Consider the following 23,895-nt stretch of genomic DNA (forward strand, 5'->3'; position numbering starts at 1 on the left):
GGGAAGGGCACGCTCACGCCCTCGGAGCCGAGCGCGGCCAGCAGTTCCGCAGGCATGTCGAGATCCGCGAAGGCATCGACGGCGGGCAGCCCGGGAGTGATCGTCTTCGGCAGGGCGAACTCACCCTGCAGCGCGGCGGGGCGCCGGCCGTAGCCGCCCGAACGGCTCGGAGCTGCCGAACGGCTCGGGGCTCCCGAACGGCTCGGGGTGGATGAACCGAAGCGGCTGGCTCGGCCCGCACCGGATCCGGAGCCGAAAGCGGGGCCGCCGGTGCGGCTGCGGGTACGCGAGGAGCGGTTGTTCGTACGTGTGGGGTTCATTCAGAACCTTCCTTGATACGGCGCGCATCAAGGAATTCCCGCAACAGAAGAACAGTGCGGGGAATCACAAGAACGGGCCGAATGAATTGCGCAAGCGGCCTTGGCGAACGAGAAATCGTGTCGGCGCAAGCGCTGAAATGGGTGATGTCGCACGGAGTGAATCCGGCACATCGACGGTTCCGGCTCCGAGGAGGCGGCACCTCTGAAGATCTTGTTCCCGAAGGTGAAATCACTGCGGGAAACGCGTGCAGCTGGGGCCCGCACCCCGAGGGATGCGGGCCCCAGCTACGGACTGTGCGTCAGCGTCAGGCGGGAAGGATGTTCTCGGCCGTCGGGCCCTTCTGGCCCTGCGCGATGTCGAAGGTGACCTTCTGGCCTTCCTGGAGCTCACGGAAGCCCTGGGCGGCGATGTTCGAGAAGTGGGCGAACACGTCAGCGCCGCCATCCTCCTGCTCGATGAAGCCGAAACCCTTCGCCGCGTTGAACCACTTCACGGTGCCAGCAGCCATGTCATATCTCCTTTGGGGCAGTACACCGGCATCCGTACTGTACGGACACCGTGTCGCCGCGATGATGCCCCGCCCGGAAAATGACCCGGAAATATTAAGCGCTCCCATGTGGTGGTGGAAAACCGACCGGAGGCGCCTGAAGTTTTTGGGTACCAAAACTGCAACCGGGATCGACAGTAGCACGGTGCAGTGGCTCGTGTGCGTTGAAAATTTCCACCCTGTGCGTTGCGGCGAAAACTCTCTATGCGGGGTCCATTAAACTCTCAGACCGCGGGCACAGATATTGATTCACCCCGAGTGCAGCGTTTCGGAAGCGAGGCTGTCCACCACCCGCGACGCGTGCGGCTCGCCGGAACGTCAGCCTGCGGGCCGGGTGAGGAGCGCCCGGCCGAACTGGTCGGCAGCGCGCCAGGACTCCGCGGTGGTCGCGTGGGTCCCCCGGCAAGGAGGCCGCGACAGCCCCGCGCGCGAACGGCACGACCATCCGTGTCGGGTGGGCGAGCCGACTCGTTCCAGCCGCACTCGTCGACGGCCGCGATCGATGTCTTAAGCGCGTATTCATTGAAACCGGAAAATGTGGTCAGCCGGGGATGTGTAATCAGGGAGTTCAGGCCGCCCCTGTGTCCGGCGCGAATCATCGTGCATGACGCGGGGCAGGGAATCGGGTCAGCAGGGCTGGTGGAACGCCTACGCCGACATCCCGTACGGCGCCTACATCGGTCTGGAGGCCGAGGCGGCAGCGATCCGGTGCTAAGAGCCCCTGGTGATTCCCGGTCTGCTGCAGACCCCCGCCTATGCCCGGGCGGTCATCGCAGGAACGATCCCTCACGCCACTGCCGAACAGGCCGCCACGCGCCTCGAGGTGCGGATGCGGCGCCAGGACCGGCTGCGCGCCCAGAGGAACCCGCTGCGCTTATGGGTCGTGCTGGACGAATCGGCGCTTTGGCGCGTCGTGGGCAGCCGCGAGGCCATGCGCGAGCAGCTGGACCATCTGACCCGCAGCAGCGAGAACTGCCCCGAGACACCCGGGTGCGCACCACGACACGTACGCGCACTTGCAGGCCCGGGCGCTGGAGCCGGACGATACCCGGAGTCTCATCGGGGGAGCCATCAAGGCGTACGGCGCCGGAACCGTGGCCGGATGCCCGCGCACTGTCCCTGCCGGGCCCGTGAGCGCCGTGCGATACGAGCCCGTCCGGGTGCCGAGCCGACTGCCCCGGTGCGAGCCGGGCCCGCCGGCGAGTGCGTATGTGACCACTGGTGAGCGCCACTGAGCCCCCGGACGATGTGTCCAGGGGCTCAGGCATCGAACGGCGGACCGGACGGCCTGTGTGGTTGCTCGAGCGGCAGTCCCGCCTGCGACGGGCTAGTCCTGTCGGGTTGCCGTACCTCGGCGCGTCCGCTTCATGGCGAAGAGGGCCGAGCCTCCGACGAATGCCAGCGCGGCTGCAGCGGCGGCCATGATGCCGGCCTCGCTGCTTGAGCCGGTCGTGGCGAGGTCTGGCGACGCCGCCTTCGCCTGGCGGCCGGTGGCGGCGCTCACGGGGGCGAAGTTGACGCTCTTGGCCGTGTGGCCAGGACCGATGTGGCCCAGAGCGTCGTCGAGGCCGCCCGGCAGGAAGTCGGCCCACGGGGGCTTGCCCTGGTCGGGGCCGTCGTGACCGTGACCGGGCCTGCCGTGGTCGTGGTCGTGGTGACCGTGGCCGGGCTTGCCGTGGTCGTCGTCTCGACCGTGCTCGCCCTCGTCGCCCTCGTCGCCCTCGTCGCCCTCGTCGCCCTCGTCGTCGTGACCGTGACCGTGGTCGTGGTCGTGATCGCCCGAGTCACCCTGTTCGCCCTTGTCGCCGGGAGGCCCCTTGGGCCCTGCGGGTCCGGCGGGCCCTGCGGGTCCGGCAGGTCCGGCGGGTCCGGCAGGTCCGGCGGGTCCGGCGGGTCCGGCGGGTCCTACGGGTCCTACGGGTCCGGCGGAACCGGTGGGGCCGGGGGCGCCGGGGCTACCGTCGGGGCCGGGGGCACCCGTCGGGCCGGGGGCGCCGGGGCTGCCGCTGGGGCCGGGAGCGCCGGTCGGGCCGGGGGCGCCGGGGCTACCGTCGGGGCCGGGGGCACCCGTCGGGCCGGGGGCGCCGGGGCTACCGTCGGGGCCGGGGGCACCCGTCGGGCCGGGGGCGCCGGGGCTACCGTCGGGGCCGGGGGCACCGGTCGGGCCGGGGGCGCCGGGGCTGCCGGTGGGGCCGGGGCTACCGTCGGGGCCGGGGGCACCCGTCGGGCCGGGGGGGCCGGTGGGGCCGGTGGGGCCGGGAGAGCCCGTCGGTCCGGGAGGTCCAGGCGGGCCAACGGCACAGGCCGCCCTCGTAATGGTGTTGTTGTCCATCGTCACCGCGCCGTTGCGCGCCAGGGCGCGGCCCTCGAGCACCGCGCTGTTGTTCAGCGTGATGGACGCCAGGGCCAGGATGTTGCCCTTGAACTGGGAGGTCGTGTCGATGGTGGCGGAGCTGCCCACCTGCCAGAACACGTTGCAGGCATTTGCTCCGTTGATGAAGGCCACGACGCTCCCCGGCGCCGTGATCAGGGTCTCGGGGATCTGGAAGATGAAGACGGCGTCGGGGTTGTTCTGGCCGTCGAGAGTCACCGTTCCGGTGAGGTTCAGTGTCGACGAGGCCGTGTAGACGCCGGGCGCCAGCGTTAGTCCGCCGATGTCGGGCGGAGTTGCGGTGCCGGGTCCCCGGCTTGCCGCGTCGTTGTAGGCGATGACGAGGTCGGACTTCGCCTGAGCGGCGGCGGCGTCGGTGATGTGCTGCGTTCCGTTGACGATGCCGGGCGGAAAGCCGGTCACCGATGTGCCCGGATGGAGTCCCAGGTCTCCGTTGATGACGGTGTTGTTCGTGTTGGTGATCGTTGAACCGGCCAGGACCGCGTAGTTGGTGGCGGTGCCCAGTCCCACGGGTGCTTCCAGGGCGTGGGCGAGGTTCGGGACCAGGGTTGCCGCCAGGACCGCTGCGGGGATCAGGGCGAGGGCTCCCCGTTTGAACAGACTGCGTCTATGCCTTCTGTCGGGTGGATCCGACCGGATGACATCCGATGCCATAGCAGGACCTTTCTTGTTGCTTCGGGCCTCAGTCCTCCCGAACGGAGATCCCAAGAGCCCGCGACGATGGCGGCTCGGGGCCGCAAACCCTCTACGTGCGCCGACGTACAAGTCCCCCTGAGAGGGGACCGAGAGCGATCCCCTCCCCGAGCTAGTGATACGCCGTCACACGGGAGTAGTCACTCATATTTCACAGAAATAGACCGTAAATCGGAAAAAATGGTCTATGCGAGTGACGTGACGTCAGGAGTCGGCTGTACGTCCGTGCGAAACCGTCGTGCCGTCACAGTGGGGGCGCCGGCGTCCCCCACCGCGGCTGCGGGCCCTTCGCTCCGGCTCCTGCTCCATGCCCGGTGCCACGCCGTCTCGGGCAGGCGGCCGGTGACGGTGTCGGCACGGATGGGGGTGCGGCCGAAGGCATCGCCGAGGCACTTCACGGCGAACTGGCACCGCTCGGCGTCCGCGTCACGATCGTGGAGCCGGGCGGGTTGCGCACCGACTTCCTCAGCGGCTCCAGCAGGCAGGTCGAACCGGCCGCCATCGCCGACTACGTCGCCGGCGCGGGACCGGTTCGCGAGGCGCTGGCCCGCAACGACGGGTGAAGGCGGCCAAGGCCATCGTCGACGTCACCGAGACCGCCGAGCCCCCGCTGCGCCTGCAGTTGGGCGAGGACGCGGTGGCACGCGTCGAGGCGAAACTGGAGCTCGTACGACGTGAACTCGACGCATGGCGGCACGTAGCGCTCTCCACCGCCGTCCGAGTCTCGACGAGGTGAAAGGGGTCGTCACCGGGGCTCGGAGTCCGCGGGTGCGGACGAGGGCCCGGTGCGTATGGCCAAGCCCCTGGTGCGGCACGCATCAACGGCCGACCGGGGCCGGATGCCGGCCAAGTACACATCGGAATGGCCAACTAACGGCCGACGTCACACCAGTCAGGCCCCTCGCAAGATCGCGAAGTCGTACTGGAGTACTAGGAGGTCCCTTCCTCCTCGGCCTCCATGCGCCGGATTCCCTCATGGGTGAGGGTGACCATCGCGGGGGTGTTGCCCGGTTCCCAGTCGACAGTGATCAGGCCCTCGCCCGCCAGGTAGGTGCAGGCCGCGGCCAGGTCCTGTTCCGGTATCCGGAGGTCGCGCCGCAGCTGTGTTCCGGTGATGCCGAGGAGGCGGTTGCCCTCGACGGCTTCGTACAGGACCTGGAGCACCTGATCGCGGTAGGTCTTGCGTTCGCGCAGTGTGGCCATGACCGCGTCCTTTCGGGTGAGGGGTGGGCTCCGGGGACCGTCGGGGCTTCTCAGACCTCGTCGGCATGGGCGCCGGTGCCGAGGGGGGCCAGGCTGGCGGCCAGCCACGAGCGGGCGGGGCCGGCGGGTGTTGCCGTGTCCACGGTGAGGTGGAGGCGGGTGTCCCCGTGGAGGCCGGGATAGCTGCGCTGTTCCGCTCCGGCGAAGCAATGGCGGAGCACCTCGGCGACCGCCCGGGCGGCTTCGGGCGTTTGCGCGATGATCCGCACCTCGGCGTGTCCGGGTGAGGGCGGTGTCCGGGTCTCTGTGGACTTCACGTGGGCGTGCTTCCCTTCGGGGTGGGCGAGAGGCCGGCAGGTCGGGGCGCCGTGGCGCCCCGACCGCTGCCCCCGGTCGGAGGAAGGTCCGTTCTCACCCGTCGGCGTCCGCCCGGTGGGCTCGACGACGGGTGTCGTCCGGCAGGCCCGGGGGCCTCGGCAGGGGGTCGCTGAAGTGGTGGGCCGCGATCCGCGCGTCGTGCTGCGCGTTCAGCAGGTGGATCCAGCGCATTGCGATGGCGATCGCGAGGACGATCACCGCGATGAGGACGATGGTCTCCACGAACTCACCTCCAGCCGTTTCCGGGCGGCGGGAGGGCGTTTCGTCCCATGGGGCTCCCGAACGGGGACATGCAGGCCCCGCCTTCGCTCTCCCAAGCGGCTTCCCGGCGGCGGGCGTCGTGAATGCCGCGCCCGATGGCGGTTTCGTTGGCCATGAGGACGCCCGCGGTGAGGATGCTGCCCGGAATCGAGGCGGCGGCCATCAGCCGGGCCGCGGCTGCTGGTGCGGTCTCGGGCGGGATGACGAGGAGGTCCCAGCGGCCGACGGTGTAGGAGAGCAGGATCAGCTTGTCGGGGTCCTGTTCGGTGAACCAGCCCACGTGCAGCGTCCGCCCGTCCACGGCAACCATGTGCGGTACGACGGGCCAGCGGGTGGGATTCACGGTGACGCGGGTGACGCGCCCCCAGGGTTCCTCCAGGGCGGCGGCGAGCGGTGGGAGCTCGGCCCGGAGGTCGCGGGAGTAGGGCCACCAGGCCCCGTCCAGCTGGCCTGCGAGAGTGGTCTTGGGGGTGAGGGACAAGCGGGCCGGGAACTCTGCGGCGAGGTCGCGGGGCGCGGTCCGGTGGAGGGTGGTGGTCATGATGGGGACCTGCCCCCGGGCTGCCCGTCGGCAGCCCGGTTTTTAGGCGATCGCCGGAAACGACACCCGCGTGAAAGCCGGTGTGCGAAGTACTCCCGGTGCATTCACTGTACGCCTGTTCCGCGGGCTCTGACGGGGTTGACCAGGTATTTTCCGGCGGGCGGTGGAGCGCGCTGCAGGGGTGTCGTGAAACGACGGCGGGCTCGCGCGTGTCGCCGCCGACCGGGCACCGGCGTCCGTATCGGTGCCGACCTGGGACGAGGCACTGCCGAACCCCGTAGACGGGCGGATCCGCACGGCCGACTGCCCCATTCCCCGCGATGCGATCCACCGGGCGGTCAGACCGTGTACGGCCGTCCTGAGGCTTGAGACCCCGCGCTCCCGGGAGGGGCTGTCGGACGGCGCGTGATGGCCGCGCACGCGTGACATCGGGACCGGGCGGGCCTCACGGCGCGGCGTCGGGCGGGACGTGACGGAACCCGGCCGGCCGGGGTGCCTGTGGACCGGCCGGGCTCCCGGTGGGCGGGCGGGTGATGCGCTGGTCAGAGGTTCTCGTCGTGCAGGTCCTCTTCGCGCATCAGGTCGTCCTCGAGGCGGCGCGGGGTCTCCTTCTGGCCCTGCTTCTCGCCCTGCTTCTGCCCCTGCTCGCGGGACGGCTTGCCCGGCTGGGGGTGCGCGGGGTCCCCGGGGCGATGGTGAGCCTGCGCCTCGCGGCTCTTGCCCGGCTCGTGGCGCTTGTCCTGCTTACCCTCCATGACGGCGACTCCTCTTCGTGCGTGGGGTACGGATTCCTCTCGGATCACGCTGACACGCACGGTGACCCTCTGCATCATGTCGCCTGCGAACTCGGGCGCACGGGTGACGCCCGGCGCCGATGGGGCGACGCCGGACTGCGGGCCGTCCCTTCGGTGCCGAGGACGGGCGCCGATCCCCACCCCCGCCTGCCGTCAGGAGCCAGCCCGTCTCTGCCGGAGCGCATGGAGGTCACCTGGACATCCGGTTCGACGGCGAGGGCGCCGGTGATCAGGGTGGCCACCACAGCCCTCTGCGCAGTGGTGGACCCACCGGCGTGACCGGGGTACCGGCCCTGGCGCGGCACGTCGGCGCCACCGTGACGGCGACCGGCGGCAACCACTCGACGTCGAGTGGCGCCCCGGGGCTCAACCTGCCGCTCCACGAGGGCACTTGTGGCTAGCGAAGGGCGCGCGAGTTCCCCTGCGCACCCCGCCGTCCGGCGGCAACGCCGGCGCCCTGTTGTGGTGAGCGGCGACCGGGCCCCGGTCCGACGCACCTCGAAGCACCTTGTGACCCTAGGAGCCGGTCGGCCGGTCACGTTGCTGTGAGGGGACGAGCATGACCTCACCCGGCTCCTGGCATCTGCGGCGCCACCAGGGCCAACTCCTCGGTGCTCGCGGGTTGGGCAAGGTGCGTGTCAGGAAGGCGCTGTCCGGGTCCTTGACGAGTGACGCGACCTCCCGGGCAGCTCGCCGGTCGAGAGCGCCGATGGCTCGCTCGATCAGGAGGCGGTCATCCCAGATGTCATGACCGGGCAGGTGAGGGCTGGGCAGGTAGAGCGGCTTACCGGGACGACGCGCGAAGGCCCGCCAACGGCGGATGGCGCCTTCGAGCTGTCGGCTGGGCAGGCCGCGCTCGGCCTCGAAGCGGGCGGCCTTGCGGCGCGTGTGCGGTGAAAGCGCAGAGGGCCGGCGCCGACAGTCCCGGAGATGGGAACGGCAGAGGGCGTCCAGACGCAGAGCAGCCGCCGTCTTGCGGGGCATGGCTCTTCTTCCGCAGGTGGTGCTTCTTCGTCGAGCACTTTACCTACGGGCCTCCGGGCGGCCTCCGGGCCTCCGGGTCTGCGGGGCCTGCGGGGCCTGCGGGGCCTGCGGGTCTGCGGAAGATCCCGCCCGCCGTGGACGGCTCCCGGGCCCACGTCCCCGTACCCCAGGCGCGGCCCTCGAACGGCTCGGATTCTCCAGAGGCGGCATGTCGCCGCCGGGCAACCTGCTGCACCGCTACCGGCCCGGTGTCGAGTCCCGGCGGCTGGTGGTGGATCTGTCGGCGCCCGACGAATTCGGCCCCCGCGCAGACCTCTCCCGACGGTCCGGCGACACACCGACCGGCCAGCAATTGATTACATATTGTACATGCGCCGTAACATTCAGTGAGCAGTGGTCGACGCCCTCGGGCTGCAGAAGGCGAGAGAAATGATCGCACGAAGAGACCTGCTCGTAGCCGGGGCCGTCGGTGGGGTGGCCCTGGCCCTTCCGGGGCCTGCCGGGGCGGTGGCACTCCCGAACGGGACCGCAGTGGCTCCGGGGGCCGGGGCCGCCCGTACCTTCCCGGTGCCCACCCTGGACCCCACGGCCATCCCGAAATACGTCACCGACCTGGTGATCCCGCCGGTGATGCCGCAGGTCCGGCACACGCAGCGACACGGCGTCGACACGTACGTCATCGGCGTCCGGCAATTCAGCCAGCAGGTATTGCCGTCCACACTGCCGTCCACCACCGTGTGGGGATACGGCTCGCTCGAGGACAGCAGCACGTTCAATTACCCGTCGTTCACCGTCGAGGCCAGGGCCGACCGGCCCGTCCGCGTCACCTGGGTGAACGATCTCGTCGACAGCCAGGGCCGTTTCCTCCCGCACTTGCTGACGGTCGACCCCACCCTGCACTGGGCGAACCCGCCGGGCGGAAAGGCCGGGCGCGACTCCCGGCCGACGTTCACATCGACGCCGGGTCCGTATACCGGACCCGTGCCGATCGTCACTCACCTGCACGGTGGGCATTCCACCGAGGAGAGCGACGGCTACACCGAAGCGTGGTACCTGCCATGCGCGAACAACATTCCGCCCGGATTCGCCGCCGTGGGCTCGTTCTACGACGAGTTCCAGGACAAGTTCGCCGATGCGCACGGCCTGAAGTGGGACCCGGGTACCGCGAGCTTCCAGTACGCCAACGACCAGCGGGCGTCGACCCTCTGGTTCCACGACCACACCCTGGGTCTGACCAGGCTCAACGTCTACGCCGGACCCGCCGGGTTCTATCTGCTGCGCGGCGGCCCCTCCGACCTGCCCGAGGGGGTTCTGCCCGGACCGGCGCCCGCCTTCGGGGATCCGCCGGGCACCCGGTACCACGAGATCCCCCTGGCCATCCAGGACCGCTCGTTCAACTCGGACGGTTCGCTGTTCTACCCCACGAGCCGGGAATTCTTCGACGGGTTCGCGGGTCCGTACGTTCCCACCACCGATGTACCCCCCTTCTGGAACCCGGAATTCTTCGCCAACACCATGGTGGTCAACGGCCGTACATGGCCGAAGCTCGAAGTCGAACCGCGGCGCTACAGGCTGCGCTTCCTCAACGGATGCAATGCCCGGTTCCTCATCCTGAAGATTGCGAGCGATCCGGCCGCCCGGCCGGCCCAGTCGGCCGTACCGTTCTGGCAGATCGGCAACGAAGGCGGATTCCTGCCCGCACCGGTGCAGTTGGAACGGTTGCTGTTGGCCAACGCGGAGCGGGCCGACGTCATCGTCGACTTCACCGGGATCCCGGACGGCACCGAGCTGTACCTCATCAACGAGGGCGCGGACGAACCCTTCGGCCGGGGCGAACCGGGCGTGGCCTTCCCCGTGGCGGATCCGGCCACCACCGGCCAGGTGATGAAATTCGTCGTCTGCCCGCTGGCGAGCAAGGACACCAGCGTCCCGCCGGACCGGCTCAGGCTGCCCGGGATCAGGCCACTCGGCTCGGCGAGCGTCACGCGTCGGCTCTCCCTCAACGAGGCGAACTCCAGCAACTCCCTGGTGCCACCGGGAACGCCGGTCCAGAACCTGCTCGGGACGGTCGACTCCGCCGGCCATCCGGTGTTGCTCGGCTGGGCCGACCCGGTCACGGAGAACCCGAGGCTGAACGCGACCGAAACATGGGAGCTGCACAACTTCACCGTGGACGCCCACCCGATCCACATCCACGAGGTGGCGTTCGAGGTGGTGAACCGGCAGCCGTTCAACGGGGCGCCCATTCCGCCGGAGAGCTGGGAGCTCGGCTTCAAGGACACCGTGATCGCCTATCCGGGAGAAATCACCCGGGTGAAGGCACGGTTCGACCACCCTGGCCGCTTCGTCTGGCACTGCCACATCGTCGAGCACGAGGACAACGAGATGATGCGGCCGCTCCACATCGGAGGCAGCCGCAGGAAGGACCACTGACAGGTCGGCGACCCGTCTGGCGGCCGCCCCGGCCCCGCACCGGCGACTGCGGACCGACCCCTCGGCCGGTCCGCGCCCGGCACCGCATTCCTCCCCGGTTGAACGGACGCCCCGTTACGGCACTCAGAGCACGTGAAGGGCAGCGCGAGCCCCGAGGGGTCTAGACAACAAACGAGCCCCAGGTCGCTGAACTGGAGCTTTGTCATGGAGCGGATGACGGGAACCGAACCCGCGTCTAAGGACCAGGGCGGACGCGCCGCCGTCAGTTCACTGGTCGGTCCGGATGGGAAGGGCTGGTCGGTCAACTGGGCGAGGGGCTCTTCTTCGGACCGTAGAGAGCGGCGGTCGCTCCTGTGAGCAAGGCCCAGTAGCGGTCCCCGAAGGACCAGTGCCACCACTCCGTGGGGTAGTTCACGAGCCCCGCAGCCGTGAGGGCCGTACCCAGCAGCTTGCGGTTGGCGCGGGCCTCCTCGCTGATGTCGGCGGCATGGGTGTAGCAGGCCCCCGCGCTTTCCTCCGGGTCGGCGTTCACGCGTGTGCCGAGGTCCAGTTCGTTCCCGTCGGCGTCGGCCAGGGTGAGGTCGACGGCCGCGCCGGCGCTGTGCGGAGCGATGTCGGGGGGTGACACGTACCGGCTCGCCGCCGAATGGAGCTGCTCGGCGGACCAGTCGGGGTGGGCGGTTCGCAGCTGACCGGCGTACTCCTCGAAGTACTCCCGCTGCAGGGAAGGAGGCCGGTACCCCTCGACGAACAGCAGCCGCAAGCCCGCCGGAAGCATCGCCTGGGCCGTGACCAGCCGTTCCAGCACGCCTTCGCGCAGGTACGCGTAGGCATCCGCCGGGTCCTGCTTGCGCGTGTCGACGAGCAGACAGTCGCCGTGGCGGACGTCCACAAGGCGCTCACCGGACTCGACGACAGGTATGGCAGCGACCTTCGGATCCGACATCAACACGATCTCGGTCATGACGCCGAGCCTCGATCGGACGGCGTGGGCGGGGAACACACGCCGAACCAGTGCTCGGCGCCCCACTCCTCGAACCGCTCCACCTCGGTGAACCCCAGCTTCGCCGCGAGGCGCATCGCGCGGTCGTTGGTGCTCTGGGTCGTGAGCACCACCGGCTCGCCGGGAAGCACGTCGGCGAACCAGTCGAGTGCCGCCGCGCACGCCTCGGCGGCGTACCCGCGTCCCCATGCCTCCGGTAGGAACAGGTAGCCGAGCTCGGCCTCCCCGCCCTCCGGACGGACGTGACCCCGACGCTCCGCGTCGCGCGGGTCGAGCGTGACCATGCCGATCATCGCCCCGTCGAGCTCGACCACGAAACAGCGAGGACGCCGACCGGGCACCTCGGGCACCGCGCGTTCGAGCTCGTCACGCGGTCGGGCACCACCGATGTAGGTGCCCACCTCCGGCGAGGCGAACAGCTCGATGAACGCCGAACGGTCCCGGGCCCCGGACTCGCGCAGGACGAGCCGTTCGGTCCGTAGCAGGGCAGGTGGCCAGGCGTCAGATCCGAGTTCGGTCATGACGGGCAACCTATCGCACGGCCGTGAGAGCGATCGGATGCGGATGGGCCGGTCCTGTCCAGACGGTCTCTTCCGGGCGAGTGCAACCGGGGCCGCTTCGGAATGCGTGTCGATGATCTGAGAAGCGAGAAGCGAGAAGCGAGAAGCCGTCGCCCGCCACGGGGTTCGACTGACTCGTTGAGCGCATCCGCACGGCCAACAGGGGCCCGACTGAGGATGGGTGGCAACGCAGCGTGAATCAAGGCCGGGTGCTCGAAGCGTTTCGTCGGGAATCTGAGGCTCTCACCGATGCCGTATCAGGACTCTCCGAGGCCGAGTGGAACCTCACGACACGCTGCACTCCCTGGAACGTTCTCGACCTGCTCGGGCATGTATGCGTGGTGATCGACTGGCTTCCGGCCATGCTGGACGCGCCGGCACCCGGTAAGGCGGAGATCTCCGCGGCGGAGTACTACCGCCCGGACGACCGCTTTTCACCACAGGCCAACGGGACGCGGATCGCACTGGCTCAGGACCGTGCAGCGCGGTCGGCTGACGGTGCCGCCTTCGCCGAGGATTTCGCCGCGACCTGGCGGCGAGTCGAGCGGTTGTGCCGGATCCAACCGGTCAGTCGGACCGTGCGGACGCGTCATGGTGATGCCATGCTCTTGTCGGACTTTCTCCTCACCCGAGTCGTGGAAGTCGCCGTCCACGGCCTTGACCTGGCTGATGCGCTCGGGCGCGAACCCTGGCTGACTTCGGTCGCCGGTGAAGCCGTGACGGAGTTGCTTCTCGGTGCAGAGCACGTCGCGGCCGCTGACACGCTGGGGTGGAGTCAGCCCCGTTTCCTGCGCAAAGCCAGCGGCCGGGAGCCGCTGGATGAAGAAGAGGCCACGCAGATCGAACAGCTCGGCATTCGCTGGCTCGCCCTGGGATGACAGCCGCCGACTCCGTGGCGAATCTGACCGGCTGAACTTCTGGGTCTGTCCCGGCCGTTCGTCGCCCGCTTGCTTGACGCCGACGACATCCCCTCGGCGTCCTATGGGCACCTTGGGATCAGCTGAGCACCTAGGGATCAGCGATAACTCGGCTGCGTGGAGCCGAGGGGCTTCCGACGTGCTGCCCGGGCCGGCTCCGGCCACCCGTGGACCGGCACGGGGGCCGGGTGACGGCCTCGGCGATGGCCGTCACCCGAGAGCGGCGTCCGATCTCAGTGCTGGGGCGGTCGTGGGCGCGCCCCGCACGGGCGCGTCGTTCCTCGTCCCACCACCCCGATCGGCTCACACCAGTCCGATCACGCCGGAGCGGACGGGTCCGGGCGTGGCGAGTTCGCCCGGGCTGCGGGGCTGCGGGGCTGCGGGCCGCCGGCGCCGGGTCGACGAGCCACTTCAGGTGGCTGCCCTCCAGCGTGCGGACGCGTACGGGTGCATGGCGAGAGGCAGACTCGTGTCGTCGGCCAGACGGATGCAGGTGTTGGGGATGCGGCCCCGGGCCGCGCTGCGTCGGGTACGGGTGCGTCATACGGTGGGAAATGTGACCGGCCACGAGCCCCGCAAGCAGCCGCAGCCGCAGCCGCAGCCGCAGCCCCGGCCGGTGCCGCGGCTCGTACTGCTGCTCGTTCTCGGACTCGTCATCGGGCTGCTCGGTATGCACGGCCTCGGCACTGCCGCTGCGCTGTCATCGACGGGCGCCACCGAGCAGCACCTGTCCCGCCACGCGGCGGCAGCGCAGGCCGACCCTCGTCATCAGTGCCCCGACGACGAGGACCAGGGCCCGGTCCGGGACGCCGGGCACGCGGACCAGATGTGCGCATCTGCGGCCCTGCCCGGATCCCCCGGCATCTCCGCGCCGGATACCGCGCCCCTCACCGGCGTGCCGAGCGCCAGTACTCACGCTCCGGCTGCGCTGTCGCTCGCGCTGGCTTACGAGCCCGCCGGAGGGCGGGCACCGCCCTTGCTCGCCGACCTCCAGATCCTGCGGATATAGGGGCTCCTCCTGTGGCACGCGCCCGAAGGTGCCGGCCACGGACGGACCAGCCCCCTTCTCCCGTATCGATCACTGGAGCTCAGCGAAATGAACACGAACCGATCCCTGCCGCGCCGCGCGGCCCTGGCGGCCACCGCGGTCGCCGCCGGCCTGGTCCTGGCCGCGTGCGGCAGCGACGACAGCACGAACACGGCGGGTACCGTTCCCGCCACCACGACCGCCCCGGCGTCGCCGGAGGCAGACCGGCACAACCAGGCGGACGTCACCTTCGCGCAGGGCATGATCCCCCACCACCGTCAGGCCATCCTGATGTCCGACATGGTCGCCGCCCACGGCGCCTCCGCCGACGTCAAGGCACTCGCAGAAAAGATCAAGAAGGCGCAGGCCCCGGAGATCGAGACCATGTCCGGCTGGCTCAAGGCGTGGGGCGAGAAGGTCCCCACCGGCCACAGCATGGACGGCATGGGCCACGGCGATGACGACTCCGGCATGCCCGGGATGATGGACGACCAGGACATGAACCGCCTCGGCAACACCCGGGGCAACGCCTTCGACACCATGTTCCTGACCATGATGATCGAGCACCACGAAGGCGCGATCGACATGGCCAAGACGGAGAAGCAACAGGGCGCCTACGGCCCGGCCAAGGCCCTGGCCGACGACATCATCACCTCCCAGACCGCCGAGATCGCCCAGATGCGGCAGATGCTCAACGCCGAACGATCGTAGGGAACCACGGCCGGGACCAGGCCACCGCGGCGCCCGAAGCCTGCAACGTGATGTCCTCTGCCCGCCTGTCGCCCCGCTACCCCGCCTCCGGAGGTACCTACGTCTACGGGCGTGAGCGCACGCGGAGGGCTCGGCAAGAGGCAAGAGGTCTAGACAATGGCGAAGGCCCAGGTCGCTGACCTGGGCCTTCTCTCAAGAGCGGATGACGAGAATCGAACCCGCGCTATAAGGTCGGGAATCACCCGGCACTCGGGGTGGGCGTGGCTGCTGACCTGCGGAAACAGCTGTGAAGGTCAATGGTCGGGCTGTCGCGTCTGATCCTCTACAGACCGCTGTTTACCGCCCCTACTGGCACGTTGTGGCACGGCCGCCGGTCCCACTCGGATCCTGTCTGGAGTGAGGGACCCCTGGTATCCGGTGCCCGCGTGCCTCACGGATGGCGCAGTGCTCCTCCGGCTTGAGCGCGGAGAGAGGAGTCCATAGCGTCAATGACGGGTGACGGTTTATGCTCGGACTGTGCGAGCCACGAGTGACCCTCTGACCGACGACGAGAAGACCGATCTGGATGACGCCCTCAAGGCCGTCCGCCGGGCGGAGCAGGCCCTTGCCCGGGCGCAGGCGCACCTGAATCGCGCGGTGGGCCGCATCGGCTCCGCTGACCTCTACGGGCAGAAGGCCGCGGTGGGCCGCCGCGTCGGCTGGTCCCGCCAGCACGTCACCACCCTCGCCAACGCCTACCGGGCGGGTGAACTGGACCAGGAGGAGAGGGCCGAAGCCGCATGAGTACCGCGCCCCAGCCGTCTGCAATCTCGCAGCCGCCCATCCAGCCCGAGGCGATTCGCGCCGCCCTCACTCAGGTCGCCCCGCACCTGGTTGCCGCCTTCGACCGCGACCGCGCGGCCAGCACCGCTCGCGCGCCGAGGTATCCGCCGTTCCTCTCCGCACCTTCACCGAGGCATGGGCCGTCGAGGTGGCCATCGCCCGGCACCCTGAGGTCGCCGCCCGGCTCCGCGCGCTCGAGGCCGGCGCCGGCGAAGTCACCGACCTCAGCGAGGCCAGAGGCATCGCCGCCGAGATCAGCCGCATCCGCAACGCCGCCGCCGCCGAGGCAGGTATCCGTACCGCCGGCGAGGCCGCCAAGTGATCGACGAACGATGGGCGTGGGAGTACGCCTTCCATGCCGAGGACGAGGTCAGCTACCCGAAGACCGTCCGCGACGAGGTGAAGGCCGTCGCCGACCAGATCGTCGAACTTGCCGACCTAGGCATCGACCCGGCCGAACTCGGCGAACCGACGCCCGGTACGGCTCGCCGCCACACGCTCCCGTCCGGCGGGTGGTTCGAGACCCAGGCGCTCCCCCGGATGAGGCCACGGCTCCTCGCCGTGGTCCTGGTCGTACCGCCGACCTGGGTCGTTGCCCGCACCCAGTGACGGCCGCTTGGCGATCTTCTCCCCATGGATCATGCCCTGCTCCCTGCGGCGCGACGAGGGTGCCACAACGGCCCCGGCACATTCACACGCCGGGGCCGCCCTTCCGGGCGCTGCACGTGAGAGTGCACCGACCCATTCATCATGGTATGCCCCTGGCGCTTCTCCGGCACCAGTGATGTTTCGCGGCGGTACAGGCCACCTATCGCCGTGAGAATCCTGGCAGCAGCGCGCCCGAGCGACGCTTCCGCCCAAGGGCGCGGATGGGGCCCGCGCCCTACGACCGTGCGACGCGCGTTATTCCACAACGTTGGCGTCCTGGTCAGGTCCTCCCCCGTACCGGAGGTTTCCACGACTAGCCTCCGCATCATGCTGCGTATCGCCGACACTCGCACCGGCCGCCTCGTGGAGATCCCCTCCGCACACCGCCACCTGCTGCGCATCTGCGTCCACCTGCCGGTCATCGACACCGGGATCGGCGCGGTGCACCTGCGGGCGCCCCTGGTCGGCGACGTACTGGCGCGCACCGCGGAGCTGCATGGGCTGCAGTCCGTCACGGTCCTCGCTACGCCGGACCTGCCGCCTGAGCCGGCCCAGACGCTCGAACGGGCCATGTCGGTTCTCGGCATCCACCCGCCCGCCACCGTCGGCGTTCACCATCTGACCGAGACGATGTGCGCCGCTGCCGACGTGCACGTGCTCGCGTACGGCACCTCCGTGCAGGACGCCGTCGGCGGGGTCCGGATCGACGTGGGCCAGGTCAGCCCGGCACCCCCGGACGGGGGCGTCCCAGGCCGTGGCCACCTCCTCGCCTCGGATCTCCCGGACGCATTCGCCCCGGAGGGGACCGACCCGCTGGCTGTGAGGATGCTGTTGCTCGGCCACGCCCACAGCACGCCGGTCACGGTCACCAGCGCCGCGCTCGACGAGGCTCGGCGGATGCTGAGGCACTGGCGGCAGCAGGTGGCCGACTGGGCACAGGAGCCGTCCAGGCCGATCCCCGCCGACGTGCTGCGACAGGCCCATGCCGCGCTCGCCGATGATCTCGGCGTCCCAGCTGTCCTGGACATGCTGGTCAGCGTGGCGAAGCGCGCCGATGTGCCGGCCGGTGCCAAGTTCGAGACGTTCGCCTTTCTCGACCGCGTACTCGGGCTGGACCTCGCGCGCCAGGTCGGCCACCAGCACCCGGCGACGCCATGACTTCGGGCACCTTGCGGCGGCTGGTCGTCCTGCGGCACGCCAAGTCGGCCTGGCCGCCGGACGTGGCCGACTCCGAGCGGCCACTCGCCCCGCGCGGCTGCCGTGACGCCCCGGCGGCCGGCCGCTGGCTGCGCGAAGCCGACTGTGTTCCCGACCTCGTCGTGTGTTCCCCTGCCCGTCGAACCCGCCAGACGTGGGACCTCGTCGCGGCCGAGTTCGACGCCGGCACTGCGGTGATCCACGAGGAACGCATCTACCGGGCGAGCGCCGGGGAGTTGCTCGACGTCGTACGAGAGATCCCCGCGCAAGTGCGGACGCTGATGCTGATCGGGCACAACCCCGGCGTGCAGGAGCTGGTCCTGCTGCTTGCCAGTGAGACGGACGGCTACGCGCTGGAGCAGACCCGTACGAAGTTCCCGACATCCGCGATCGCCGTGCTGCGCGTGCCGGGGCCCTGGTCGTCCCTTGAACCTGGTGCCGCCCGGCTGACCGACATGGTCGTGCCCCGCGGTGCGAACCCCTGACGGGGCGGTCCCGACCGGTGCCGAAGGAGAGGTGCCGCGGAACTCGCCGAGCGTCTCGCGGAGTTGGCGCAAACAGAGGGCAGGCATGCCCTGAGAGGTCTGAACAATTAAGAAGGCCCAGGTCGCTGACCTGGGCCTTCTCTCAAGAGCGGATGACGGGAATCGAACCCGCGCTATAAGCTTGGGAATCACTCGGCACTTGGCCATGTGCCCTGTGCCTGACCTGCGAGAACGGCCATCGAAGACTTCGTGTGGGCCGACTTCGCGAAGCCGCTGTTGACCGCCGTTTACCGCCCCTTCTGGCACGTTGTGGCACGGGCAGCGCCGCCCGGACGCCTGTGTGTGGCGATGCCCAGAAGCACGCAGCCGGTGACGGAGAGGACCCCGCCGACCGCCGTGCAGGCGAGCGTGGTGTCGGGGAGGGCGCCGGCCAGGCGGGGGATCGCGTTGGCGGGGGCGGTGGCTTAGCGGCTCAGAGCCAGCCCTGCCGGGCCGCCTTCAGGCCGGCCTCGAAGCGGCTGCTGGCGTGGAGGCGTTCCATCAGTGCGGACATCTGGCGGCGGACGGTCCGCAGGGACACCCCGAGGCGCTTGCCGGCCGCTTCGTCCGTGAGCCCCGAGGCCAGGAGCTTGAGGAGTTCGAGTTCGCCCGTGGTGGGCTTCGAGTCGGTGGGGCGCGGGCGATCGGCGCCGAGGGGGACGGCGGAGTCCCAGGTCTGGTCGAACAAGGTCTGGAGTGACGCCACGATGCCGGGCGCCCGGGTGCACAGGGCGCCCAGGCGGGAGTTGGCGGGATCGATCGGGACGACCGCCACCCTGCGGTCGAAGATCAGCAGGCGGGGCGGCAGCAGCGGACTGGTGCGTACCTGGCCGCCCTCCTCCGTGAGCCACCGGGCGTAGGCCAGCGTCGTTGGATCATTGCGGGCGCTGTCCTGGTACACCGAGCGGATGTCGATGCCGCGGCCCAGGGCGCGCCGGTCGAGCGGTCGCGAGGCGTCCAGGCTCGCCTCGGACAGGGCGCCGCCGGGCAGGATCGCCGCGCACTCGTGCGTCAACTCGTGGGCGAGTTTCTCCAGTCGGCTCTGGATGGCGTCCATGCCCACGAGTCGTTCCGCTCCGTCGACCTCGGTGTTCGGGTGGAGGCCCGCGAATTCGGAGACGACCCGCGCGGCGGCCGCCTTGCTGCGGGACAACTCCTCCTGGCGACGGGCGAGTTCCTCTTCCTGTCGGCGCAGCAGCAGCTCCAGGCCCAGATCGGGACTCACCGCGCGCAGTGCACCCGGACTGTCCCGTGACGGTCTCAGCAGGTCGAGATCCACGAGCTGGTCCAGACCGTCCCGTACCTGTGTCTCGGTGAGTCCGAGGCTCGCGGACAGCTCCGCCACGCCCCCCGACGGGTCGGCCAACATCCCCCGATACACGGCCTCGACGTTCGGTCCCAAACCCAAAGATTGCAGCATTCTCAGTCCCCCAACTGATCGTCAGCCGCTCACGCGGGCGGCCGGTTCCGTGATCGTAATCCACAGGTGGCACCAAGGGGACAGGCGTCTTGGTGCCACCCGAAACCCCTTTTCCGCAGGTCAGGCGGGCAGCAACATAGTGATCACCGGAACGGCGGGGGCGAAGTCCCCGACTCAAGGCCAGAGCCGCAAGGGCGGTCCGGAGCAGCGCGCAGCAGCAGTCACCGAATCCGCTTTACGACCTTCGATCCAGGGGGATCCCATGTCCCGCACCGCCCGCATCGCCGCTGCCGCCACCCTCTCCGCCCTGCTCTGCGCCGGAGCCGCCACGACCGCCTCTGCCGTCACCAACGGGAGTACCAAGATCAGCGCCGCCGGTCCGGGCAGCATCAACTGGGACACCGCCCCGACGGCCGGCACCAACAGCATCAACTGGGACTAAGCCCGATGCGCGTCATCCGTGCCTCGCTCGCCGGGACTCCCCAAGGTCCCACGCAGGACAGTGCGCTCGCCCTCGTCTCCGATCTGATCTGGGCGCACACCGCACCGTCCGACAGGCTGGAGCACCTGCGGGCCAAGGCGACCGACGCGGGCATGGACATCTACCTCTTCCTGCGTGCCGCATCCGAGGGCGCAGCCCTCGACCAGGCGGACGCCATCCTCGCCCGGGCCCACTCGCCTCTCGTCTCGCACGGCTACCGCGCCACCGTGACGTACTGCTGACGCCTTCTCTGCTCAGCGCCCCGACTTCCCTACATCGAGGCCCCTTCGGCCTGCCCCTTTCTAGGAGACCCGCCATGTCCCGCACCGCCGCGCCCCGTCGCGTCCGTACCGCCGTGCTCGCCAGTGCGGGCGTCCTCGCCGCAGCCACCGTCTACGGGTTGGTCCAGCACGCCGAGGCCTCGGACGCCCCGCCGAGCCCGACGGCGGGCGGCGCGGCCAGCGCCGAAGCCGCACCTGCCGCCACCCCCGCAGGACAGACGCCGTCGGAGCAGCCCGTCACCGGCGCAGCCGCCAGTCCGTCCGCCACGGCTGGAAAGGGCCCGGCCAAGAGCCCGGACAAGAGTCCGGACAGGAGCAAGGACAAGGGCTCGAAGGCGGCCAAGGGCGGCGGCGGTGTCGTCGTCGCGGCCCTGGAGGCCGAGCGGGTGGAGCCCGCCCAGCTCCCGGACAACGCCCAGCAGAAGTGGAAGGAGCTGGCGCCGGCCATCACCCAGCCACTGGCCCAGGACTTCCAGCTCAACGAGTGCGTATCGGTGCCGGGCGCCACCAACTGGCGGCAGCAGGGCTTCATCAGCTCGCACAAGACCCCGGCCATCCAGAACTCCCTGTCGTTCAAGGACGAGGCGGCGGCGAAGACCGCGTACCAGAGGGTCCTCGACGGCATGAACTCCTGCGCCCAGACCAGCCAGGCACTCCAGAAGCAGTACAAGCTGTCCCCCGACGCGGCGGTCCAGCAGACGGCCACCATCGACAACGGCCGTGGATGGTCCCGCCGTTGGAACGGTGTCCAAGGCATCTCGGCGCCCGGCGCCCAGACCAACCACATCTACGTAGTCCAGCGCGGCGCCGTACTGACGCTTCTCACCTTCGACGAGTGGGACTCCGCCGCGCCGTCGTCCTACGACCCCCGCTCGGACGCCTCCGTGCTGGCCATGCTCGCCGGCTGACGTCCGCCCACCGACTCAGCACCACCACCGCATCACCGCACCCCACCACTTACTTGCCGACGCACCTGCCAGGAGACACCCATGTCCCGCATCGCCCGCTCCACCGTTCTGCGCTGCACCTCCGCCCTGGTCTCCGCCGGCCTCGCCGCGACCGCGCTGACGGCCGTGGCCGCCGCTCCCGCCCAGGCCGCCTCTTCCAAGGGCGGAAAGATCACCCGCAGCGAGGTGATGGCCAGAGCCCAGTACTGGGTGGACCAGGGCGTCCCGTACAACCAGTCCGGCTACCACACCGACGGATCCGGGACCAACTACCGGGAGGACTGCTCGGGTTACGTGTCCATGGCCTGGCACGCCACCCAGTCGTACAACACCTGGACCCTGCCCAGCATCTCGTCCGAGGTCAGCAAGTCCTCGCTGCTTCCGGGTGACGCCCTGAACTACACCGAGGCCCACGTCATCCTCTTCGGCGGCTGGAAGGACAAGTCGGCGGGCACCTTCACGTACTACGCCGAGCAGAACAGCAGCGTCCTGACCAACAAGTACACGGCGAACATCAACAGCAGCTCGGTCGCGGGCTGGCCGACCAGCCTCTACAAGGGCCTGCGCTACGACAACATCGTCGACGACACGCGTCCGACCAACGCGGGTGTTTACCGTCCGTCGACGCAGACGTTCTTCGAGCGGGATGGTGCGGGCAACACGTTGGGTTCGGCGATGTTCGGGAACCCGGGATGGACTCCGCTGATCGGTGACTTCAACGGTGACGGTGTGGACTCGGTGGGTGTGTACGACCCGGAGACGGGTGACTTCCACCTGTCGAACGACAACGGCACGGCGGCGATCTCGGTCCGGTTCGGCAACCCGCACTGGATCCCGGTGATCGGTGACTGGAACGGGGACGGCAAGGACACGGTCGGTGTGTACGAGCCGGCGACGCAGCGGTTCTCGGTGTCGAACGACAACGCGACGGTGGCTGCGACCTTCGTCTACGGCAACCCGGGCGATGTTCCGCTGGCGGGTGACTGGGACGGGGACGGCAAGGACTCGGTGGCGGTCTACCGCCCCGGCAACGCGACCTTCTACCAGAGTGACCTGGCGGGCAACACGCTCGGCAACGCGATGTTCGGCAACCCGAACTGGACCCCGCTGATCGGTGACTGGAACGGCGACGGCGTGGACTCCATCGGTGTCTACGAGCCGGCCACGCAGAAGTTCTCCCTGTCGAACGACAACGGGTCAGTCGCTTCGAGCTTCGTCTACGGCAACCCGGGCGACATCCCGATCACCGGCGCCTGGTAGGTCGACCGGCCTGGGTGCGAGAGGTCAACGGGTGGGCGCCGCCGCGTAGTCGGCGCCCACCTGGCACCCCGCACCCGAGGTCGCAGCCTCGCCGCCATCCCCGCACGTCGCAGCCGCGCCCGCCCGTACCGCCCAAGGAGTCACACCCCATGCGTCACACCCTGTCGACCGCCATCCGCGCCGCCGGCTCGCTCGCCCTTGCCGCGGCCTGCCTCACGGCCGTCGCCGCCCAGCCCGCCCAGGCCGCCTCGGTGGCCACCTGGGACAAGGTCGCCCAGTGCGAGTCCACCGGGAACTGGAGCATCAACACCGGCAACGGCTACTACGGCGGGCTGCAGTTCAGCCTGAGCACGTGGAAGGCGTACGGCGGCACCCAGTACGCCGCGTACCCGCACCAGGCCACCAAGCAGCAGCAGATCCTGATAGGCGAGAAGGTCCTGGCCGGCCAGGGACAGGGCGCCTGGCCCAGCTGTGGCCCGGCGGCCGGTCTCGGGGCGGACCACGCCGACCCGTACCCGGCGCCCAGCCACCGGAAGAGCTACGCGGGTGTTTACCGTCCGTCGACGCAGACGTTCTTCGAGCGGGATGGTGCGGGCAGCACGTTGGGTTCGGCGATGTTCGGGAACCCGGGATGGACTCCGCTGATCGGTGACTTCAACGGTGACGGTGTGGACTCGGTGGGTGTGTACGACCCGGAGACGGGTGACTTCCACCTGTCGAACGACAACGGCACGGCGGCGATCTCGGTCCGGTTCGGCAACCCGCACTGGATCCCGGTGATCGGTGACTGGAACGGGGACGGCAAGGACACGGTCGGTGTGTACGAGCCGGCGACGCAGCGGTTCTCGGTGTCGAACGACAACGCGACGGTGGCTGCGACCTTCGTCTACGGCAACCCGGGCGATGTTCCGCTGGCGGGTGACTGGGACGGGGACGGCAAGGACTCGGTGGCGGTCTACCGCCCCGGCAACGCGACCTTCTACCAGAGTGACCTGGCGGGCAACACGCTCGGCAACGCGATGTTCGGCAACCCGAACTGGACCCCGCTGATCGGTGACTGGAACGGCGACGGCGTGGACTCCATCGGTGTCTACGAGCCGGCCACGCAGAAGTTCTCCCTGTCGAACGACAACGGGTCAGTCGCTTCGAGCTTCGTCTACGGCAACCCGGGCGACATCCCGATCACCGGCGCCTGGTAATGGCCCGCTGGTAGGGAACACAAAAGCCCCAGGTCGCTGACCTGGGGCTTTGTCATGGAGCGGATGACGGGAATCGAACCCGCGCTATAAGCTTGGGAATCACTCGGCGCTCGAAGCTGCGTGTGGTCGCTGACCTGCGAAAACGTGTCCCTTGGATCGGCCTGCGCGGGGCTTGGGTGCACCCGTGTTGACCGTTGATTACCGCCCTGACTGGCACGTAATGGCACGCCGGTCCGGGGTTCTGTCGGGGAATGTCCAGGGAGCCGAGCGGGCGGAGGAGGCGCGGGCTCCCTAGCGGTCATGATGTCCGGGTCGCGCAGGGCGTTGGCCGGCAGCGACATGCCCTGATGG

General features: G+C 69.7%; 28 protein-coding genes and 2 pseudogenes. 18 read left to right on the forward strand and 12 right to left on the reverse strand.

Annotated elements, in window-relative coordinates:
• Together ACFCZ1_RS16145 and ACFCZ1_RS16150 are read right to left on the reverse strand one after the other, a co-directional pair.
• Positions 1-320: pseudogene (locus ACFCZ1_RS16145) on the reverse strand (ATP-dependent helicase); the annotation flags it as partial.
• A 305-nt stretch (positions 321-625) separates the two neighbouring features.
• Positions 626-829: a cold-shock protein gene (locus tag ACFCZ1_RS16150; protein ID WP_376678910.1), complete on the reverse strand. Its 204-nt coding sequence runs from the start codon at positions 827-829 to the stop codon at positions 626-628.
• A gap of 763 nt (positions 830-1,592) precedes the next feature.
• Here ACFCZ1_RS16150 and ACFCZ1_RS16155 point away from each other — a divergent pair.
• On the forward strand, positions 1,593-2,093 hold the full coding sequence (locus tag ACFCZ1_RS16155; protein WP_376678911.1) for a Scr1 family TA system antitoxin-like transcriptional regulator: 501 nt from the start codon (positions 1,593-1,595) through the stop codon (positions 2,091-2,093).
• 102 nt (positions 2,094-2,195) lie between these two features.
• On the opposite strand, the gene ACFCZ1_RS16160 is transcribed toward ACFCZ1_RS16155, so the two are convergent.
• The gene (locus tag ACFCZ1_RS16160; RefSeq protein ID WP_376678912.1) at positions 2,196-3,914 is read right to left on the reverse strand and encodes an ice-binding family protein; all 1,719 of its coding nucleotides are present in this window, start codon (positions 3,912-3,914) and stop codon (positions 2,196-2,198) included.
• Between the two features lie 353 nt (positions 3,915-4,267).
• On the opposite strand from ACFCZ1_RS16160, the gene ACFCZ1_RS16165 reads away from it, so the two are divergent.
• Both ACFCZ1_RS16165 and ACFCZ1_RS16170 read left to right on the forward strand, forming a co-directional pair.
• Positions 4,268-4,516, forward strand: coding sequence for a hypothetical protein (locus ACFCZ1_RS16165; RefSeq protein ID WP_376678913.1), 249 nt, complete (start codon positions 4,268-4,270; stop codon positions 4,514-4,516).
• Positions 4,513-4,689 carry a hypothetical protein gene (locus tag ACFCZ1_RS16170; RefSeq protein ID WP_376678914.1) on the forward strand — a complete coding sequence of 59 codons (177 nt, stop codon included), beginning with the start codon at positions 4,513-4,515 and terminating at the stop codon, positions 4,687-4,689. The genes ACFCZ1_RS16165 and ACFCZ1_RS16170 overlap by 4 nt, the downstream gene beginning before the upstream one ends.
• Before the next feature lie 194 nt (positions 4,690-4,883).
• On the opposite strand, the gene ACFCZ1_RS16175 is transcribed toward ACFCZ1_RS16170, so the two are convergent.
• The 5 genes from ACFCZ1_RS16175 to ACFCZ1_RS16195 all read right to left on the reverse strand — a co-directional run bounded on the left by ACFCZ1_RS16175 (position 4,884) and on the right by ACFCZ1_RS16195 (position 7,091).
• Positions 4,884-5,156, reverse strand: a complete 273-nt coding sequence (locus ACFCZ1_RS16175; protein ID WP_376678915.1) for a hypothetical protein — start codon at positions 5,154-5,156, stop codon at positions 4,884-4,886.
• A 50-nt stretch (positions 5,157-5,206) separates the two neighbouring features.
• A complete protein-coding gene (locus ACFCZ1_RS16180; RefSeq protein ID WP_376678916.1) occupies positions 5,207-5,473 on the reverse strand; it encodes a hypothetical protein in 267 nt (88 codons plus the stop codon).
• Positions 5,474-5,567: 94 nt separating this feature from the next.
• Entirely contained in the window at positions 5,568-5,756 is a 189-nt protein-coding gene (locus tag ACFCZ1_RS16185) for a hypothetical protein (RefSeq protein ID WP_376678917.1), read from the reverse strand.
• Positions 5,757-5,760: 4 nt separating this feature from the next.
• Positions 5,761-6,336: a DUF5994 family protein gene (locus ACFCZ1_RS16190; RefSeq protein WP_376678918.1), complete on the reverse strand. Its 576-nt coding sequence runs from the start codon at positions 6,334-6,336 to the stop codon at positions 5,761-5,763.
• A 542-nt stretch (positions 6,337-6,878) separates the two neighbouring features.
• A complete protein-coding gene (locus ACFCZ1_RS16195) occupies positions 6,879-7,091 on the reverse strand; it encodes a hypothetical protein (protein WP_376678919.1) in 213 nt (70 codons plus the stop codon).
• A 314-nt stretch (positions 7,092-7,405) separates the two neighbouring features.
• Between ACFCZ1_RS16195 and ACFCZ1_RS16200 the strand changes: the two genes are divergently transcribed.
• Together ACFCZ1_RS16200 and ACFCZ1_RS16205 are read left to right on the forward strand one after the other, a co-directional pair.
• Positions 7,406-7,531 carry a hypothetical protein gene (locus ACFCZ1_RS16200; protein ID WP_376678920.1) on the forward strand — a complete coding sequence of 42 codons (126 nt, stop codon included), beginning with the start codon at positions 7,406-7,408 and terminating at the stop codon, positions 7,529-7,531.
• 1,012 nt (positions 7,532-8,543) lie between these two features.
• Positions 8,544-10,547, forward strand: a complete 2,004-nt coding sequence (locus ACFCZ1_RS16205) for a multicopper oxidase family protein (RefSeq protein ID WP_376678921.1) — start codon at positions 8,544-8,546, stop codon at positions 10,545-10,547.
• 301 nt (positions 10,548-10,848) lie between these two features.
• Here the strand turns inward: ACFCZ1_RS16205 and ACFCZ1_RS16210 are convergent, their stop codons facing one another.
• Together ACFCZ1_RS16210 and ACFCZ1_RS16215 are read right to left on the reverse strand one after the other, a co-directional pair.
• A complete protein-coding gene (locus tag ACFCZ1_RS16210) occupies positions 10,849-11,511 on the reverse strand; it encodes a M15 family metallopeptidase (protein WP_376678922.1) in 663 nt (220 codons plus the stop codon).
• Complete coding sequence (locus tag ACFCZ1_RS16215; protein ID WP_376678923.1) at positions 11,508-12,071, reverse strand: GNAT family N-acetyltransferase; 564 nt, start codon at positions 12,069-12,071, stop codon at positions 11,508-11,510. Before ACFCZ1_RS16215 ends, ACFCZ1_RS16210 begins: the two co-directional genes overlap by 4 nt.
• 248 nt (positions 12,072-12,319) lie before the next feature.
• Here ACFCZ1_RS16215 and ACFCZ1_RS16220 point away from each other — a divergent pair, with 248 nt between their 5' ends.
• Positions 12,320-12,988, forward strand: a complete 669-nt coding sequence (locus ACFCZ1_RS16220; RefSeq protein ID WP_376678924.1) for a maleylpyruvate isomerase family mycothiol-dependent enzyme — start codon at positions 12,320-12,322, stop codon at positions 12,986-12,988.
• Positions 12,989-13,406: 418 nt separating this feature from the next.
• On the opposite strand, the pseudogene ACFCZ1_RS16225 reads toward ACFCZ1_RS16220, so the two are convergent.
• Positions 13,407-13,552: pseudogene (locus ACFCZ1_RS16225) on the reverse strand (alpha/beta hydrolase); the annotation flags it as partial.
• A 31-nt stretch (positions 13,553-13,583) separates the two neighbouring features.
• Here ACFCZ1_RS16225 and ACFCZ1_RS16230 point away from each other — a divergent pair.
• The 7 genes from ACFCZ1_RS16230 (at position 13,584) to ACFCZ1_RS16260 (ending at position 17,917) form a co-directional block, all read left to right on the forward strand.
• Positions 13,584-14,036, forward strand: coding sequence for a DUF6153 family protein (locus tag ACFCZ1_RS16230; RefSeq protein WP_376678925.1), 453 nt, complete (start codon positions 13,584-13,586; stop codon positions 14,034-14,036).
• Between the two features lie 87 nt (positions 14,037-14,123).
• Positions 14,124-14,765, forward strand: a complete 642-nt coding sequence (locus ACFCZ1_RS16235) for a DUF305 domain-containing protein (protein WP_376678926.1) — start codon at positions 14,124-14,126, stop codon at positions 14,763-14,765.
• Between the two features lie 516 nt (positions 14,766-15,281).
• A complete protein-coding gene (locus ACFCZ1_RS16240) occupies positions 15,282-15,548 on the forward strand; it encodes a hypothetical protein (protein ID WP_376678927.1) in 267 nt (88 codons plus the stop codon).
• A gap of 187 nt (positions 15,549-15,735) precedes the next feature.
• A complete protein-coding gene (locus ACFCZ1_RS16245) occupies positions 15,736-15,909 on the forward strand; it encodes a hypothetical protein (protein ID WP_376678928.1) in 174 nt (57 codons plus the stop codon).
• Positions 15,906-16,196 carry a hypothetical protein gene (locus tag ACFCZ1_RS16250; protein ID WP_376678929.1) on the forward strand — a complete coding sequence of 97 codons (291 nt, stop codon included), beginning with the start codon at positions 15,906-15,908 and terminating at the stop codon, positions 16,194-16,196. The genes ACFCZ1_RS16245 and ACFCZ1_RS16250 overlap by 4 nt, the downstream gene beginning before the upstream one ends.
• Before the next feature lie 366 nt (positions 16,197-16,562).
• Positions 16,563-17,393, forward strand: coding sequence for a hypothetical protein (locus tag ACFCZ1_RS16255; RefSeq protein ID WP_376678930.1), 831 nt, complete (start codon positions 16,563-16,565; stop codon positions 17,391-17,393).
• Positions 17,390-17,917, forward strand: coding sequence for a histidine phosphatase family protein (locus ACFCZ1_RS16260; protein WP_376678931.1), 528 nt, complete (start codon positions 17,390-17,392; stop codon positions 17,915-17,917). The genes ACFCZ1_RS16255 and ACFCZ1_RS16260 overlap by 4 nt, the downstream gene beginning before the upstream one ends.
• Positions 17,918-18,389: 472 nt before the next feature.
• Here the strand turns inward: ACFCZ1_RS16260 and ACFCZ1_RS16265 are convergent, their stop codons facing one another.
• Positions 18,390-19,376 (reverse strand): LuxR C-terminal-related transcriptional regulator, encoded by a 987-nt coding sequence (locus ACFCZ1_RS16265; RefSeq protein ID WP_376678932.1) that lies wholly within the window; start codon positions 19,374-19,376, stop codon positions 18,390-18,392.
• A 262-nt stretch (positions 19,377-19,638) separates the two neighbouring features.
• Here ACFCZ1_RS16265 and ACFCZ1_RS16270 point away from each other — a divergent pair, with 262 nt between their 5' ends.
• From ACFCZ1_RS16270 to ACFCZ1_RS16290, 5 genes are all read left to right on the forward strand, one after another.
• On the forward strand, positions 19,639-19,818 hold the full coding sequence (locus tag ACFCZ1_RS16270; protein WP_376678933.1) for a hypothetical protein: 180 nt from the start codon (positions 19,639-19,641) through the stop codon (positions 19,816-19,818).
• Positions 19,819-19,823: 5 nt separating this feature from the next.
• Positions 19,824-20,099, forward strand: a complete 276-nt coding sequence (locus ACFCZ1_RS16275) for a hypothetical protein (RefSeq protein WP_376678934.1) — start codon at positions 19,824-19,826, stop codon at positions 20,097-20,099.
• A gap of 74 nt (positions 20,100-20,173) precedes the next feature.
• The gene (locus ACFCZ1_RS16280; protein ID WP_376678935.1) at positions 20,174-21,046 is read left to right on the forward strand and encodes a hypothetical protein; all 873 of its coding nucleotides are present in this window, start codon (positions 20,174-20,176) and stop codon (positions 21,044-21,046) included.
• An 81-nt stretch (positions 21,047-21,127) separates the two neighbouring features.
• Positions 21,128-22,345 (forward strand): hypothetical protein, encoded by a 1,218-nt coding sequence (locus tag ACFCZ1_RS16285; protein WP_376678936.1) that lies wholly within the window; start codon positions 21,128-21,130, stop codon positions 22,343-22,345.
• Between the two features lie 149 nt (positions 22,346-22,494).
• Positions 22,495-23,544, forward strand: coding sequence for a transglycosylase family protein (locus ACFCZ1_RS16290; RefSeq protein ID WP_376678937.1), 1,050 nt, complete (start codon positions 22,495-22,497; stop codon positions 23,542-23,544).
• The last annotated feature ends 351 nt before the right edge of the window (positions 23,545-23,895 follow it).

Origin of the sequence: Streptomyces sp. NPDC056224, assembly GCF_042267665.1 — a bacterium.
In the GTDB taxonomy this organism is placed as follows: domain Bacteria; phylum Actinomycetota; class Actinomycetes; order Streptomycetales; family Streptomycetaceae; genus Streptomyces.

Coding starts and splice junctions, on each gene's coding strand:
- ACFCZ1_RS16210 (WP_376678922.1), bottom strand. CDS start 11,511: ATGACCGAGATCGTGTTGATGTCGGATCCGAAGGTCGCTGCCATACCT.
- ACFCZ1_RS16175 (WP_376678915.1), bottom strand. CDS start 5,156: ATGGCCACACTGCGCGAACGCAAGACCTACCGCGATCAGGTGCTCCAG.
- ACFCZ1_RS16285 (WP_376678936.1), top strand. CDS start 21,128: ATGTCCCGCATCGCCCGCTCCACCGTTCTGCGCTGCACCTCCGCCCTG.
- ACFCZ1_RS16190 (WP_376678918.1), bottom strand. CDS start 6,336: ATGACCACCACCCTCCACCGGACCGCGCCCCGCGACCTCGCCGCAGAG.
- ACFCZ1_RS16280 (WP_376678935.1), top strand. CDS start 20,174: ATGTCCCGCACCGCCGCGCCCCGTCGCGTCCGTACCGCCGTGCTCGCC.
- ACFCZ1_RS16265 (WP_376678932.1), bottom strand. CDS start 19,376: ATGCTGCAATCTTTGGGTTTGGGACCGAACGTCGAGGCCGTGTATCGG.
- ACFCZ1_RS16195 (WP_376678919.1), bottom strand. CDS start 7,091: ATGGAGGGTAAGCAGGACAAGCGCCACGAGCCGGGCAAGAGCCGCGAG.
- ACFCZ1_RS16160 (WP_376678912.1), bottom strand. CDS start 3,914: ATGGCATCGGATGTCATCCGGTCGGATCCACCCGACAGAAGGCATAGA.
- ACFCZ1_RS16215 (WP_376678923.1), bottom strand. CDS start 12,071: ATGACCGAACTCGGATCTGACGCCTGGCCACCTGCCCTGCTACGGACC.
- ACFCZ1_RS16290 (WP_376678937.1), top strand. CDS start 22,495: ATGCGTCACACCCTGTCGACCGCCATCCGCGCCGCCGGCTCGCTCGCC.
- ACFCZ1_RS16275 (WP_376678934.1), top strand. CDS start 19,824: ATGCGCGTCATCCGTGCCTCGCTCGCCGGGACTCCCCAAGGTCCCACG.
- ACFCZ1_RS16255 (WP_376678930.1), top strand. CDS start 16,563: ATGCTGCGTATCGCCGACACTCGCACCGGCCGCCTCGTGGAGATCCCC.
- ACFCZ1_RS16235 (WP_376678926.1), top strand. CDS start 14,124: ATGAACACGAACCGATCCCTGCCGCGCCGCGCGGCCCTGGCGGCCACC.
- ACFCZ1_RS16150 (WP_376678910.1), bottom strand. CDS start 829: ATGGCTGCTGGCACCGTGAAGTGGTTCAACGCGGCGAAGGGTTTCGGC.
- ACFCZ1_RS16270 (WP_376678933.1), top strand. CDS start 19,639: ATGTCCCGCACCGCCCGCATCGCCGCTGCCGCCACCCTCTCCGCCCTG.
- ACFCZ1_RS16205 (WP_376678921.1), top strand. CDS start 8,544: ATGATCGCACGAAGAGACCTGCTCGTAGCCGGGGCCGTCGGTGGGGTG.
- ACFCZ1_RS16260 (WP_376678931.1), top strand. CDS start 17,390: ATGACTTCGGGCACCTTGCGGCGGCTGGTCGTCCTGCGGCACGCCAAG.